The following is a 14162-nucleotide window of genomic DNA, read 5'->3' as shown; positions in this document are numbered from 1 at the left end:
CACCAGGAAAAACGTGAATGTACCCTTGCCTGATTATACCGATTTTAACTTTAATACTCGGAAAGCTCCTGCCATGAGCGATGAAAAATACAGGGAGACTATAATTGAGCAGGCAAAAAAAGACCAGTCTGCCGGAAAATTTCAATCGGAATCCCCTGGATTTAGAAGCTTAGTAAAAAGCTATGTCTCCGTTGTTTCTCCTGATAGAAAAAATATTATCACAGAGGGATTAACAGCAATATACAAAAATAAAAATCCGCAACCTAAAACACTTAACTTGATAGACTATCTGTTAGGCAATGTTAAGTATTGTAAAGAAGCATCAGATGTATCTTATGCTGAATTTTACGATAGTAATGGTGAAATGGTGGCATCTTACTCAAATGGTAAATGGATTTCTTATGGAACAAAAGCTGAAAACGCCCGTGAATCAGAACTATGGGGCATATATAATGAAGCCTGGAATAATGCTGCAAGAACAAGTCAAAAAAATAGTTATGTAGCAGGTACAGACACTACCATAGGTTTAATGGATATATCAGTTTAGTCTGGATTATAGTCCAGGCATCATGGTGCTCGTTGATCAGATAGAACAGTACACAAAAGTATGAAGGGTCAAAAAAATCAGGGCTTACCTTTAAATCAGACAGACCCTGATTTTTAAACAAACATTACTCACTCTCTTCTTTATTTTATTTCAAATATGTCCCGCTATTACCGACTTTTCCAGGCGCCGGATTACCTGGCAGATCCAAGACATAAATTCGCATATTGCCTTTTCCTGTTCTGGATATGGTTAATTTGCCATCTGTTATAACCTTTACATCGCCTGTGATAGCATCCTTATAGGTGCCATTGGGGATTCCTAAGAACGTTGCACCATCTGTAATGGATACCAGAGCAAAGCTGTCTACTCCGGTGTCCGTATCAGTATAACGTCTCTTAAAAGCCATTTCTCCCGATACACCTTCTGTTGAATATTGCCCTTTTCTAAGCGCCGGGATATTCCGCCTGATTTTATTCAACCTCTGGATATGCAGGGAAAGAGGATGGTTTAAGGTTGCTGCCATTGTTCCTGTTGCATTTGAATATTCGCCATAATCCGTCACAGTTACAGAGCCTTCGATATTGTCCCCAAAATAGGCTCTGCCTGTCTCACTTAAAGGTTTGGTTGGCCCGGCATCTATCACTGCACCTTTCATGAATTCTATTTCACTGCCGTAATAAATACTAGGAATTCCCCGGAAAGTATACATAAGGTTCAGATTTTCTGCCCAGGTATCCTGAGAGCCTGCAAATCTTTGGTTTTCCGGCGCACCATCCGGTGCATAATCATGAGAATCCACATAAGTTACATTCCAGGTAGCATCACTGTAATATTGATCCCCCTCTACTCCCACGCGGAAGGCATCCCTGGCATTGTTAAAGTTCCAATGCATGGGAAAATCTATTACACCCAGTCCGGATGAGATACTTTTATCCGGAGTGTGATAAGTATTGCCGTTCAACAAATGATTTCTGCTGACAGGCTGGGTACTCACATTTTGGTTATCATTCCAGTGCTGAAAAACACTATTCATATTTCTAGCGGTACTGCCCCAGGGGTAGGCTGAGGTTTCCGCCCAGGTATAAAATGGTGTGGAAATTGCAGGAATATTGCTATTCCATACCTGCCGGTACCTGGTAGCTACTTCCCCGAACACAAAGAAATCTTCGCCTCCTGCCGCTTTAAAAGCCGGGATGAATTCTTTATTAAACGTTAGTCTGGAGATGTGTTTTACCGTATCCACACGGAAGGCATCCACTCCCATGGTTATATAGCGGTTGTAAGCATTAATCAAATAATTTGATACGGCTGGATTCTCGGTGTTTAGATCCACACAATCCCCTGCTATCTGGCCGGTCTGGACCGTATAGCCTTCCCAGCTTAAGCTTTTTTCATGATGATAGATATTTTCTGTATCCAGGGAATCTTCTTTCATCGCATTTATTCTGGCCTGATATTGCTGTGCCGGAGTTAAGGTATCATAATTAGCGGGAAGTTTTTCTTCATCAATTCTAATAAGTGCATCAGCAGTATCTTCCTGTGTTTCATCCTTCGTAAACAATGGATACAGATTTTCCTCTCCAAAATTCCCCGTGTGATTCAATACCATATCCTGAATGATTTTTATACCCTTTTCATGTGCCGCATGAATCAATTCCTGATAGGTTATACCGTCTGATTCATATCTAGGGTCTATCTCATTAAAATTAACGGCATGGTAGCCGTGGTAATCATAGCCGCTCATATTTTTCACCACCGGAGTAATCCAGATTGCCGAAAATCCCAGAGCCTTTATGTAGTCAAGTTTTTCAATAAGGCCTTTAAAATCACCTCTCCAGGCCGCATCATTACTATTCTTCATAGCGGCAACTTCGTCCCAGCAATGCACATTATTACTGGAATCCCCATCATAGAACCGTGTTACCATAACAAAATAAATGGTTTCATCCCTGAAATCAATTCCTTTTTCCGGTATTGGCGTAATGGTTGGGGTTGTTGTCGGCGTCACGGTTGGTGTTGGTGTGTTGGTTGGTGTGGGAGTAATGGTTGGTGATGGCGTGCTAGTCGGTGTTGGTGTAACGGTCGCCTCAGGATTTTTCTCGTACCATTGATTATCCTTGAACCACCATTCACCAGCTGTCCGGGATAAATCGGCTGTCTGCTTCCCGTTATAATTAAATATCAGATGAACCAGTGAAGCATTGGAAAAAGTATACTTGTACCAACTGTTTTCCTCCTGTGTCATATCTGTTCCCGGCCAGGTTATTGTATTGCCGGAAGGCTGAATATTCCAATAGTATATCTTCGCACCATCCCAGGGACTTTTAAAATGTACTGTAATGGACTCAGCTGTACTATCCGGATTGTACGGATACCACTGGTTATTCTTATACCACCATTCTCCGGAAGTCCTGTACAAGTCTGCTGTCTGGGAGCTATTCTGGTTAATGATCAGATTAACGCTTTGTGTATTGCTAAAGGTGTAACCAAACCAATTATTACCTTCAGGTGTCATTTGTACTCCCGGCCATGTCACCGGCGTATTGCTTCCCCCGTTTAAATTCCAGTAATAGATGTTGGGTGCAGTATATGTTCCTTTATAATGCACCGTAACCGAGGATACTGTTTCTGCCTGCATCTTTTGCACTGTGCCGGGTAGTAGCAGTCCTGTTACCATAATGATAAGCAGCAGCACATAGCAAGTCAGTTTTTTCCAGAAACCTTTCTTCATTCTCTTTATACCTCCTGCCTTTTTAGCGGCTGCAATTTATGGCATAGATAGACCTTGTCCTGTAGTATGCCTTTTGAAACAGCCATTTTATTTATTGACAGCCTGTTGATGCTACATTTTACCGACTATATCCCGCAGGCCATACAACCGTTAGAATAAAACAATGAAAAAGAAAGTCTTTTCAATACTTTTGTTTATATTGACTGGTTTTGTTATATGCATTAATATAATTATAGCATTTTATACTGAGTTTTCTTGCAATATCCTGTGAATTATTTGTACAATACTATCATTTGGAAGGATAGAAGCAGCAGTCAGGCTTTTGGTTCGGGAAATTATACTGCATAGATGGGGGAATCTTATGGAGAAAAATAATTATGCTTTTTACAAAGAGAAAAAAAGTCATGGCAACAGCACATATCCTTTCACTATCTACAAAGTACGGATGCCGGAGACTTTTTCTCATTTTCCCCTGCATTACCATGGGGAGGTAGAAGTAATACATGTAAGTGAAGGCAAAGGAGTTATTACCGTCAATTTGAAACCCTATGTCGTTACAGCGGGGACTATAGCTTTCATATCCCCTGGAATTCTGCATTCCATGGAACAATTACAAGGACATCCCTTTGTATACAGGAATATCATATTTGATTTGAAAATGGTACTTTCTTATACCTCAGATGAAAGCACTCTTAATACGCTGCTTCCCATTTTGGCAAATAAAATATATTTTCCGGTAATTATTGATATTAAAAATTCCCAGAATACTCTTCTTACAGAATATATCAATACAATGCAGCAAATCCATGATGCCAGGCTTCCGGGGTATGAGCTGGCTGTAAAAGCACAGATCATGCTTATGATTTATCAGTTAACCTCAAACAATATGCTCCATACGGATAACTATTATTTAAATACTTCTGTCGGCAGGTTAAAAAAAGTTCTGGCTTACATTAACGAGTATTATGAAGAATCCATATCCATACAGGAGGCTGCTAAGGTTTATGGAAGCAGTGCCTCTAACTTTATGCGATTTTTTAAAAATACCACAGGCTCATCTTTCATTCAATATTTAAATGACTATCGTTTGAATATAGCGCAGGAAAAGCTTCTGACAACCTCCTGTTCCATCTTAGACATAGCGGTCAATACCGGTTTTAATAACCTCTCTTATTTTAACCGCATGTTCAAGCATAAATTTCAGGAATCCCCCTCAAGCTATCGAAAAAAATACCGGAAACTAGATTAAATAATCCTTTTGTTCTTATCCGTTAATGTTGTGTTACGATCTACAGTTCATATTTTCTGAAAACAGTGAGTCCTAATAAGGTGGCAATAAGGATAATAACAACAGAATTGAGTACAATGCTTCTCGACATATCCGCAGTAAATGATGCTGAGGATATAGTTACTGACATACCATAAATTGAGTGCCTCATACCTGCTTCAACTATTCCCGCGAGCGTTGAAGAGAAACCACTAAGATTTCTAATGGCAGACCATATTGTTTCGCTAAAGAGTACATAACATAAGCAGGTAATAGTAGAAGCGGTATAATTTTTTATCAGCATAGAAAGCAGACAAAGGACTGCTCCTAAAGAACCATACAAAGAAATCCCACAAAAGATAGTAACAAAATATCCGCTTGCTATGAGGTCTTTAGCCTGACCTGAGCTTAAGAAAGCAATCAACACAAACAGTAAGTAAACGGAAGCAGATATAGACAATGAAACAATAGCTTTTGATAAATAGATGCCAGTACGGGTTTTGCTGATAATATATTTATGCTGCCATGTTTTCCATTGATACTCTTGACCAATCCATATGGAAATTAGGATAGCGACTAATATACCCAGTCCCTTTTGATATTCTGTGCCTAACCGTATAATATCTTCAAGCTCCTGAAAAGCGGTCAGGTTACCAAAAACAGAAATTCCCAACCGGATATCTTGGTGTATAATCAGTGTCAGTAAAAAGGATAAGACAATTACTAACCCGATAACACCATACAACAGCTTGCTTTTTCCAAGTCTGTAAAGGTCACTTTTTAATAGTTTAAGCATTTGCCTTCCCCTCTCTTGTATACTGCATATACAGTTTCTCTAATGAAGTTCCATTTTGCAATACCTCATGTACAGCAGCTTCTTTTACAATTCTGCCTTCATGAAGTATACCAAAGCTGGTAGCTACCTGTTCCAACTCGCTTAAAATATGACTGGAAATCAGAATCGTCATACCGTATTCCTGTAAGCATAGTAATAATTCACGTAAGTCTGCAATTCCATCAGGATCAAGACCATTCATCGGTTCATCCAAAATGAGAATATCCGGCTTTTGTAGTAATGCCATTGCAAGCTTCAAACGTTGGGTCATACCAAGGGAGAAGTTCTTTACAGGTTTGTGCTTACTATCTGTCAAGCCAACAATTTTCAGCACTTCCGCAAATTTGCTGTCTTCATGCAAACCAAGAAGATAGGACTGTACTTTCAGGTTATCAAAAGCACTCATGTTAAGGAAAAGCGACGGATCGTTGATAACAGCAGCAATCTTGCTCTCAATCCCGTTTGCTTTCCTTACTATTCCGCTGAAATCTTTTATTAATCCTGTAAGAATACGAAGCAAGGTTGTTTTACCGGAACCGTTTTTGCCCACCAGCGCATAAATATCCCCTTGGGCAATATGGATGGAAACGTCCTTCAAAATGGTGCTTACTCCATATTGCATTTTAATGTTTTCTGTGGTTAAAGCATATTTGCTCAATTTATAATCCTCCAATCAATAAAGGTACAAAGCTGTAAAATATATTACGCCTGAAATTACCGCATCCTCACCTCCTTACTCATAAGACTTGTTTTGTTTAAAAGCGTTTCAAAACTTTTACGGTTCATAAAGTTGCAATGAAGTTAGGATTATAGTTAAATAAATCAATTTATAGAAAAGCCTGTTCGTGCAAGTTGAACAGGCTTTTTGTTATCCGCAAATAGAAAGTCAAAAATAATGGATACAGCTTGTGAAAGTTAGGTATACTAATAGACCTCAATGAAATATCGGATTAAATTGCTGATTGGAATTAGTATTACTTCAACAGTGGCAGAGTTACTAGTAATAGTGATAAAGTTGCTGTAATGACAGTGAGGTAATACCTTACTAAAAAAGAGTTAATCATAAAATATCGCAATAAACTTGAATCGAAAAATATTCAAAAGGGTAATTACGACAAATATTATTTTGCAAAATAGATTTCTGCAAAATATTCGTGTTTCATATCTTTATGAAGTAATGCAAAACGTAAATTGACATAAAGAGTACTGTCTCTGAGATTAAAATGACAACAGAGCAAATCAAGGTAGTACTCCAAGTCTTTTTCATTTCCCCAAAAACCAATACAACTAAAATCACCCGTAATATGAAGTGATGAAATTGTTCCTTATTTTTATTTACATTAAGAATTAATGCATAATTTATGAAAGCAGTCAATACCACAATTATTTATTGGTAGGATAAAAGTAATCTAATATGAAAGAAAAGCTATTGACATTCTTTCTTTTAAGCAATATAATTAATCAAACGTTTGAATGAGAGAAGATGCGAATGGAAAATACGAATGTAACAAAAGATAAAATATTGAAAGTGGCAAAAAAACTATTTGCCAAAAAGGGATTTGAAGGCACAACTACAAGGGAAATCGTAAATGAAGCAGGAGTAAATATTTCATTGATATCCTATCATTTTGGTGGAAAGGAAAATGTGTTATTTGCACTATTTGATCACTTCATGGATGAATTTGCTCAGAAAGTTCCAGCAAATGTGAACATGGACTTAACGCAAGAGCTTAAATCTACTTTAATTCATATTATAAAACTAAGGTTTATTGAACCAGAATTAGTCAGCATACTTCATCACGAAATTATATTAAACAGCGGTCGAGCGGATAAGATTAGAGCCCTGCTGCTGCCGGTCTGGACAAGAGTGAAAAGCTTATTGGAGGAAGGTAAAGCACAGGGTGTGTTTTACTTTGAAAATATTGAGAATGCTTTTGCCTTTACGATGTCAGTTGCAATTTTTCCACGGTATAATATATATTTTCAAGAACGCATATATGACCAACCGGAAGATATTGAAAATATTGCAAATGAGCTAATGGGATTTATATTAAAAGGGCTACAGATAGAGATGTATCAATAAAAATTAATGAATCTTGGTTGGTATGATTTGATTACTCATGAGTCTGCCGCTTTTTCTTACAATTATTGCAGCTCTCTGGGCACAGAAGGAGGAAAAACACATGAAGGAAATAAGAACAGAAATAGTCATAAATGCATCCGTAGCTAAAGTATGGGAAGTTTTAACTGATTTTAATGCTTATCCTGGCTGGAATCCATTTATGATCTATATAAAGGGAAAGCCGGAGGAAGGGGCACAGATTGAGGTTAAAATGGTTCCGCCAGGTTCAAAAGGAATGATTTTTAAACCGACGGTTTTGATATATCAAAAAGACAAGGAGCTACGTTGGTTAGGTCATACAATATTCCCGGGTTTATTCGATGGAGAGCATATATTGGAGTTAAAGGATAATCAAAATGGAACTACAACGTTTATACAGAGAGAGAATTTTAATGGTATTCTTGTACCTCTTTTAAAAAAATCGTTAGATCATGGTACAAAAGCTGGATTTGAGGAGATGAATAGTAAACTTAAGCAAGTATGTGAAAACTAAAATTTGTTTTATTAAGCGAAGTATAAATGGCTCTACTAATCTATTAGTAGAGCCATTTGGAGCATAGTAAAGAGAAAGACAAGCTCATACTGGCAGGAAACGGTCTAAGGATGTTTAAGAAAAAATTAATTACAGGACTATCTGAGTTCAATCCAATACACTAGAAACAACAGGATTGTACAAAGAAGACTAAGAGCGTTTACTGTTAGCTAGAATTGACCGAGGTTTTACTTTCTTTACCAGACTCGAGTAATATGCTCTTTTGCATGCCATACTCGTACATGGTAAATCATTGGTATATAGCTTCTGTCTATTTGCCATAACAAAGTGCTAATTTTGCAAATAAATCATTTACTGTCATTCTCGTATCAAGAGTATCGTATACCCGAATCTCTTTTCCATTTGGATTCGGTAAATAACTACAATCTTCCTGAATCAAGGGTGCTTTTTCCATATGCCAGGAGATACGGTCACCACTCTGCAACAATACACTCAAAGTAGGATTATCACCTATACACCAAGTTTCTCCATGAGGCCATAACCAGTTTGCGGTATCTGGATTTGATCCTAATTTATCATTATAATCAAACATCTGGTCACAAAGATATTCTCCGATTTCACCACAAGGCCTTACAAAGTAGTTGAGTTCTGCAAAAGAAACTTCCATCTGCTTATATGTTCCCTTTGGTACTTGCCATATTTGCATCGGACTTTCAAATAAAACGTTTGCCGCCTTTATGTCCTGCTTAAGATTAAACTCATCTTCTCCATTCGGATAGTTCCCCCCACCAATCCAAATTGCAATTACCTTGTCTGCAATTTTTGGTTCCTTCAGGTAAGCGATCCCCAAATCGGTAAGACTACCTAATAATGCTACATATAAGGGCCTTTCATCCTCCTTTAATGCTTCCTTTATAATAAAATCTGCACCTTCACTCAAGGGCAATTCCTTCGTTTCAGAAAGTGCATATCTTGAGCCTTTGACCAATGGAACATCATCAATTTTTGACATTTCAAGTATCTTTGCAAAATGTGTAGGGGCAAGAGTTGCAAATCCGCATAAAAATCTAAGTGCCATGAAGGGGATATTAAAAGTCAGAAGAAAATTACCTGTATTATTTGCCGTTCCCACAACAGCAGGAACTGGAAGTGAGGTAACAATTGCTGCGGTGGTAACCGATGCCAAAACGCATATAAAGTATTTAATCAACGATACCGCTTTAATCCCACGTTATGCATATTAGATCCATTGCTTTTGACTGGTCTTCCCGGACATATATAACCGCGACTACAAGAATGGATGCACTGACGCATGCAATTGAAGCCTATATTGGAAGAAGCAATACCAGAGAGACTAAAAAACTAAGCAGTCAGGCGGTCAACTTAATATTTGAAAATATTTATCTTTCCTATATGGAAGGGAACCATCTCAAAGCCAGAGAATAGATGCTTAAAGCCTCTCATTATGCGGGAATTGCTTTTACCAGAGCATCTATCCCCATCATGTTAATGGTATTAAGGCTGCTTTTCATGATTCTTATGCTAACGATAAAGATTGGGGTTTATACTTTAATTTACGATATGGAGATATAGATTTTAAATTACGTGACAATAAAAAACAGTTTACTCGCTAGTAGGCTTTTTAGTTATTATATTGATAGAAACATTGCTATTGTGTTAGAAAATATTATTAACTTATAGGAATTATCATTACCGAATAGATTATTCTACTAGACATAAATAAAGTTTAGTGAAACTGTTGTACAGAGATACATAATTACAGATTCACAGTGAGGGAAATCCCTGCATACTATAAATATGCTAATGAATATTATTAAAGGAGGCAGGGAATTATGGCGGTGTTCTATGTTACTCCGCTTACAAATATAGAGGAATTTATTAATTCGGATGAGGTTATGCCAGGAGATGTTCTGCTGTTGGAAGACGGGGTTTATAGGCAGTCGGTATCAATCACAAAAAATCATATACGAATCGTCGCTAATGGCAAGTGTGTTGTTTTTGAGGGAGAGGATACTCTGCTGACTGGAATAAATCTAAACAATGTCGAAGGAGTTGAAATACTTGGTTTGCAATTTCAAAACTATCTCATCAATGCGATTGTAATAACCCAGGGTTCATCAAACCGTATAAGAAAGAATCGTATGTTTAAAGGTAACATCGGAATTTCCGTTGTCAGATCCAGTGGAAATTTAATCCACAATAATGTAGTTGAAAATGCTGTATTAGACGGGATACGGCTGGCTTTTACGAGCACGGGCAACTATGTTCTGGAAAATGAGATTTCGAATAGTGGAGATGACGGTATCGACTGTTTCTTCTTAGAAGATGCGAATAATCTGCTGGTAGGTAATGTAGCACGCGAAAACACCGGCAATGGATTTGAAGTGCTTGGAGAGAAATGCTGTGTATTTAAAAATTGTGCAATCGCAAATGGAGAAAATGGATTACTTCTTCTTGGCGGAGCCAATATTGTAGCACTGCAGAATGAAGCACATGACAACAAATTGAGCGGAATTACTACAAACAGCAGCAATTTCTTTATAGGTTTGAATACCGTTGCCAAAAACGAAAGAGAAGGATTGGGGATATATTCTGATTTCGGTATTGTTGAGGAAAATGATATACGCTTCAACCTGAACTACGGGTTGCTTATTGATGAAAATGCTGACTACAACCTGGTTCTGCGCAATTGCTTCTTGAATAATGTTCCGGAAAATATCTCAGATAATGGAACAGGTAACAACTTTATTGAAAATGTAGATGGGAAATCGCCTTGTGAATCTGAGTCCGTACCAATGAAAGGAGTGACTGAAAAGGCAGTTAATTTCATAGATTATTTGTATGAAAAGCTTAAAAAGGAGACGGAGAGAAAAAATGAGCTGATTGTCATAGCTGAAGCAGCCCTTGTTGCGGTTCCTGAGAGCAAAAGGCAAGCACAGGAGCTCTTCCTCAAACAACTGAAGGAGCAATTGACACAGCTTGCTGAATATAAGGAAACGCGGAAGGCTTCACAGCCTTCATCCGCAACATCCTCTGTATCACAACAACCAACAGCAGAAGAATAAAATCACACAACCGTAATGCTGGCAGTTTATGAGGCAGCAAGACATCCTATCATCCTTTATGTAGAATGTCTTGCTTATTTTTTATATCCTTAGCTTTCATAAAATCGGTAACGGAGGCATGAAAGAGCTGTATATCAGACCTTTCGGATTATTGTTTTTTCTGAGGTTATCTTCAATTAGCTGACAGCAACCAGGCGGAAATAGAAGATATGAGGGGACTGTTGATATTTTAATGTATAGGAAAAGGAGTGTTAAACTTCTATGTTAACAAATAAAAGCCGTATAAAAGATGTTTATGCGAATCCGATCGGACGTGACATTATAGATCGAGTAGCTTTACAACTCAATATCAACAAAAAGTTAATTACTAATCCAATCATAGGAAATATGAGGTTAAGGACCTTACCCAGGCTATTGAACCGACAATTGAAGGAAGGGTTTGTTGATATTATGCTTACCCTTTTAAACACAGAACAGGAAACGGCAGTGTCCGAGGATGGACAAATTCAAAAAGCTTGGTGGAAGGAGGCTGTTTTTTATCAGATTTACCCCAGAAGTTTTAAAGACAGCAATGGAGATGGTATAGGGGATCTGCAGGGGATAATAAGTAAATTGGATTATATAAAAGACCTGGGTATCGATGCTATCTGGCTTTCACCCATTTATGATTCTCCTAATGATGATAATGGATACGATATCAGAGATTATCTTAAAATAATGGCTGAGTTTGGAACAATGGAGGACTTTGAGGATTTGTTATTGGAAGTTCATAAACGTGACATGAGACTTATTATGGATCTGGTGGTTAACCATACCTCTGATGAGCATGAATGGTATCAGAAAGCAGTACAGGAACCGGATTCCAAATATGGAGATTATTATATTTTTAAGGATCAGCCAAACAACTGGACATCATTTTTCAGCGGCAGTGCCTGGAACTATGTAGAAGAACGAAAACAGTATGCGCTGCATTTATTCTCAAAAAAGCAAATGGATCTAAACTGGGAAAATGAAAACCTGCGGCAGGAGATTCATGAGATGGTAAAAATGTGGCTGGAGAAAGGTGTGGACGGATTCCGCCTGGATGTCATTAATTATATTTCTAAACGTGGTGGCCTGCCTGATGGAAATGAAGACATTGGTAAGCTTATGGGATATTATGGAGCGGAGCATTATTTTTACGGACCTCGCCTTCATGAGTATTTGCGTGAAATGAAAGAAAAAGTGTTTGGCCCATATAATGCTTTTTCAATTGGTGAAACTCCTGGAACAGGGATGGAAATGAGTAAGCTGCTGACTGCGGATTACCGAAATGAACTGGACATGGTATTCTCCTTTGACCATCTGGAAACTCCCGGACATACCCGTTTTGACGATTATCAATATGATCTGAATTATTTGAAAAGTTATATGATTCATTGGATGGAGAACTACGGAAGCCATTGTCAGCCCTCCCTTTTCTATGAAAATCATGACAATCCCCGTATGATTTCCAAGATAAATTCGGACCCGCAGTATCGGAAGGTGCTGGGTAAACTTCTGGCAGTAATCCAGCTTACCTTACGGGGGACCCCATTTATTTATCAGGGGCAGGAGCTTGGAATGATCAATCAGGGCTTTCCTGGAATTGAGGAGCTTCGTGATGTTGAATCCTTGAATCTTTATAAGAAATTATGTAAGACCCTGGGAAAAGAAGAGGCGTTTGCCAAGGTGCTTGCCGGTACAAGGGACCATGCCAGAACACCCATGCAATGGAATGATCAGAAATATGCAGGTTTTTCCAACGGAGAGCCCTGGATTATGATGGATGAGGATTATAGGATCTGTAATGTAGAGGCGCAGCTTCAGGAGGAGGATTCCATCCTTCGCTTTTATCAGAAATTACTTGCATTTCGGAAAGAACATGGAGTCATTTATTATGGAGAGGTAATATTTGCTGAACAAAAGGTAAAAGATTTATTCGTATATTATCGTAAAGATGAGACGGAAACACTGTATATTGAAATGAATTTAAGTTCAAATAACATAAAAAGAAAAAATTATCCGGAAGGAATTCCTTTGTTATCAAATTATGCAGAGTTTTCAACAGCATTCTTAAGGCCTTATGAGGCAGGTGTATGGAAATGTAGTTGATTCAAACTTTGTCATAAACTATAACAACAGGAATGCGTCTAAATGCAGGTGTTAAGAGGCTTACATGATCCCTCTTGAGCAGAGCTGTAAATAACCATAGTCTGCTTTAGGGGGATTTCTCATGAATACTTCCAACTTACTTGGAAACAATACCCTTGGAGGTGTTTACAGCATGATATCACGCAAATCAGTTATAACATTTGGCATGGTTGCAATTCCCATTGGGATGTCTACGACTACACTGGACAATGACATCCATTTTAATCAACTCCATAAAGGAGACAACAGCCGGATCCGGTATAAGAAAACCTGTGCCCACTGCGGTAAAGAAGTAAAAGCAGAAGAAATTGTAAAGGGCTTTGAGTATGATGATGACAAGTATGTGGTTATCACAGACGAGGAGATTGAAAAAATCAAGACAGAAAAAGAGAAATCCATCCAGATTCTTCATTTTGCACAACTAAACCAGATTTCACCGGTCTATTATGAGAAGACTTATCAGGCAACGCCAGAAGCCGGTGGTGAAAAAGCTTTCGAGCTCCTGCGCTCCGCATTAATGGGAGAGCAGAAAATAGCCATAGGTAAGACTGTCATAGGCACAAAGGATACACTCATGGCAATTATACCCAGAGAAGATGGTATCCTTATATCCACTATGTTCTACGCAGATGAAATCAAAGCTCTTCAAAAACAATACACGAAACCAGAGGTATCCGAGCAGGAACTTGGTATGGCCAAAATGCTGATTAATTCCATGGACACGCCTTTTGATCCGTCCAAATACAAAGACGAATACCAGGGCAGACTGCGTGCTCTTATTGAGACTAAGATTTCCGGAAAAGAGGTTGTGGCTCCGGAGTCAGAAGGCGAAGGGAAAGTCATCGATCTTATGGAAGCTCTCAAAGCCAGTGTAGAAAAAGCGAAGAAAGATAAGGAAACAGCGTGAAC

At 38.3% G+C, this 14162-nt stretch carries 13 protein-coding genes; 9 read left to right on the top strand and 4 right to left on the bottom strand.

Annotation, left to right across the window (positions count from 1 at the left end; genetic code table 11):
* Window positions 1-73 precede the first annotated feature (73 nt).
* Entirely contained in the window at window positions 74-547 is a 474-nt protein-coding gene (locus tag R2R35_RS05555) for a hypothetical protein (protein ID WP_317733513.1), read from the top strand.
* A 145-nt stretch (window positions 548-692) separates the two neighbouring features.
* Here R2R35_RS05555 and R2R35_RS05550 read toward each other — a convergent pair whose 3' ends face one another.
* Window positions 693-3278, bottom strand: coding sequence for an alpha-amylase family glycosyl hydrolase (locus R2R35_RS05550; RefSeq protein WP_317733512.1), 2586 nt, complete (start codon window positions 3276-3278; stop codon window positions 693-695).
* 361 nt (window positions 3279-3639) lie between these two features.
* Here R2R35_RS05550 and R2R35_RS05545 point away from each other — a divergent pair, with 361 nt between their 5' ends.
* Window positions 3640-4527 carry an AraC family transcriptional regulator gene (locus tag R2R35_RS05545; protein WP_317733511.1) on the top strand — a complete coding sequence of 296 codons (888 nt, stop codon included), beginning with the start codon at window positions 3640-3642 and terminating at the stop codon, window positions 4525-4527.
* Between the two features lie 40 nt (window positions 4528-4567).
* Here R2R35_RS05545 and R2R35_RS05540 read toward each other — a convergent pair whose 3' ends face one another.
* The gene (locus tag R2R35_RS05540) at window positions 4568-5341 is read right to left on the bottom strand and encodes an ABC transporter permease (RefSeq protein ID WP_317733510.1); all 774 of its coding nucleotides are present in this window, start codon (window positions 5339-5341) and stop codon (window positions 4568-4570) included.
* The gene (locus tag R2R35_RS05535; protein ID WP_317733509.1) at window positions 5334-6038 is read right to left on the bottom strand and encodes an ATP-binding cassette domain-containing protein; all 705 of its coding nucleotides are present in this window, start codon (window positions 6036-6038) and stop codon (window positions 5334-5336) included. The genes R2R35_RS05540 and R2R35_RS05535 overlap by 8 nt, the downstream gene beginning before the upstream one ends.
* Before the next feature lie 831 nt (window positions 6039-6869).
* On the opposite strand from R2R35_RS05535, the gene R2R35_RS05530 reads away from it, so the two are divergent.
* Together R2R35_RS05530 and R2R35_RS05525 are read left to right on the top strand one after the other, a co-directional pair.
* Window positions 6870-7463 carry a TetR/AcrR family transcriptional regulator gene (locus tag R2R35_RS05530; protein WP_317733508.1) on the top strand — a complete coding sequence of 198 codons (594 nt, stop codon included), beginning with the start codon at window positions 6870-6872 and terminating at the stop codon, window positions 7461-7463.
* A 100-nt stretch (window positions 7464-7563) separates the two neighbouring features.
* Window positions 7564-7995 carry an SRPBCC domain-containing protein gene (locus R2R35_RS05525; protein ID WP_317733506.1) on the top strand — a complete coding sequence of 144 codons (432 nt, stop codon included), beginning with the start codon at window positions 7564-7566 and terminating at the stop codon, window positions 7993-7995.
* Between the two features lie 310 nt (window positions 7996-8305).
* Here R2R35_RS05525 and R2R35_RS05520 read toward each other — a convergent pair whose 3' ends face one another.
* The gene (locus R2R35_RS05520; RefSeq protein WP_317733505.1) at window positions 8306-9007 is read right to left on the bottom strand and encodes a nucleoside hydrolase; all 702 of its coding nucleotides are present in this window, start codon (window positions 9005-9007) and stop codon (window positions 8306-8308) included.
* 64 nt (window positions 9008-9071) lie between these two features.
* On the opposite strand from R2R35_RS05520, the gene R2R35_RS24545 reads away from it, so the two are divergent.
* From R2R35_RS24545 to ku, 5 genes are all read left to right on the top strand, one after another.
* Window positions 9072-9239: an iron-containing alcohol dehydrogenase gene (locus R2R35_RS24545; RefSeq protein WP_334309120.1), complete on the top strand. Its 168-nt coding sequence runs from the start codon at window positions 9072-9074 to the stop codon at window positions 9237-9239.
* On the top strand, window positions 9229-9441 hold the full coding sequence (locus tag R2R35_RS24540; RefSeq protein WP_334309119.1) for an iron-containing alcohol dehydrogenase: 213 nt from the start codon (window positions 9229-9231) through the stop codon (window positions 9439-9441). Before R2R35_RS24545 ends, R2R35_RS24540 begins: the two co-directional genes overlap by 11 nt.
* A 407-nt stretch (window positions 9442-9848) precedes the next feature.
* On the top strand, window positions 9849-11081 hold the full coding sequence (locus R2R35_RS05510; RefSeq protein ID WP_317733504.1) for a NosD domain-containing protein: 1233 nt from the start codon (window positions 9849-9851) through the stop codon (window positions 11079-11081).
* A gap of 261 nt (window positions 11082-11342) precedes the next feature.
* The gene (locus R2R35_RS05505) at window positions 11343-13214 is read left to right on the top strand and encodes an alpha-glucosidase (RefSeq protein ID WP_317733503.1); all 1872 of its coding nucleotides are present in this window, start codon (window positions 11343-11345) and stop codon (window positions 13212-13214) included.
* 121 nt (window positions 13215-13335) lie between these two features.
* On the top strand, window positions 13336-14160 hold the full coding sequence (gene ku / locus R2R35_RS05500) for a non-homologous end joining protein Ku (RefSeq protein ID WP_317733502.1): 825 nt from the start codon (window positions 13336-13338) through the stop codon (window positions 14158-14160).
* The last annotated feature ends 2 nt before the right edge of the window (window positions 14161-14162 follow it).

The organism is Anaerocolumna sp. AGMB13020 (assembly GCF_033100115.1).
GTDB lineage: Bacteria > Bacillota > Clostridia > Lachnospirales > Lachnospiraceae > Anaerocolumna.
This window is presented reverse-complemented; position numbering and strand designations above follow the sequence as displayed.

Coding starts and splice junctions, on each gene's coding strand:
- R2R35_RS24545 (WP_334309120.1), top strand. CDS start 9,072: ATGAAGGGGATATTAAAAGTCAGAAGAAAATTACCTGTATTATTTGCC.
- R2R35_RS05530 (WP_317733508.1), top strand. CDS start 6,870: ATGGAAAATACGAATGTAACAAAAGATAAAATATTGAAAGTGGCAAAA.
- R2R35_RS05545 (WP_317733511.1), top strand. CDS start 3,640: ATGGAGAAAAATAATTATGCTTTTTACAAAGAGAAAAAAAGTCATGGC.
- R2R35_RS24540 (WP_334309119.1), top strand. CDS start 9,229: ATGCATATTAGATCCATTGCTTTTGACTGGTCTTCCCGGACATATATA.
- R2R35_RS05505 (WP_317733503.1), top strand. CDS start 11,343: ATGTTAACAAATAAAAGCCGTATAAAAGATGTTTATGCGAATCCGATC.
- R2R35_RS05520 (WP_317733505.1), bottom strand. CDS start 9,007: ATGTCAAAAATTGATGATGTTCCATTGGTCAAAGGCTCAAGATATGCA.
- R2R35_RS05510 (WP_317733504.1), top strand. CDS start 9,849: ATGGCGGTGTTCTATGTTACTCCGCTTACAAATATAGAGGAATTTATT.
- R2R35_RS05555 (WP_317733513.1), top strand. CDS start 74: ATGAGCGATGAAAAATACAGGGAGACTATAATTGAGCAGGCAAAAAAA.
- ku (WP_317733502.1), top strand. CDS start 13,336: ATGAATACTTCCAACTTACTTGGAAACAATACCCTTGGAGGTGTTTAC.
- R2R35_RS05540 (WP_317733510.1), bottom strand. CDS start 5,341: ATGCTTAAACTATTAAAAAGTGACCTTTACAGACTTGGAAAAAGCAAG.
- R2R35_RS05550 (WP_317733512.1), bottom strand. CDS start 3,278: ATGAAGAAAGGTTTCTGGAAAAAACTGACTTGCTATGTGCTGCTGCTT.
- R2R35_RS05525 (WP_317733506.1), top strand. CDS start 7,564: ATGAAGGAAATAAGAACAGAAATAGTCATAAATGCATCCGTAGCTAAA.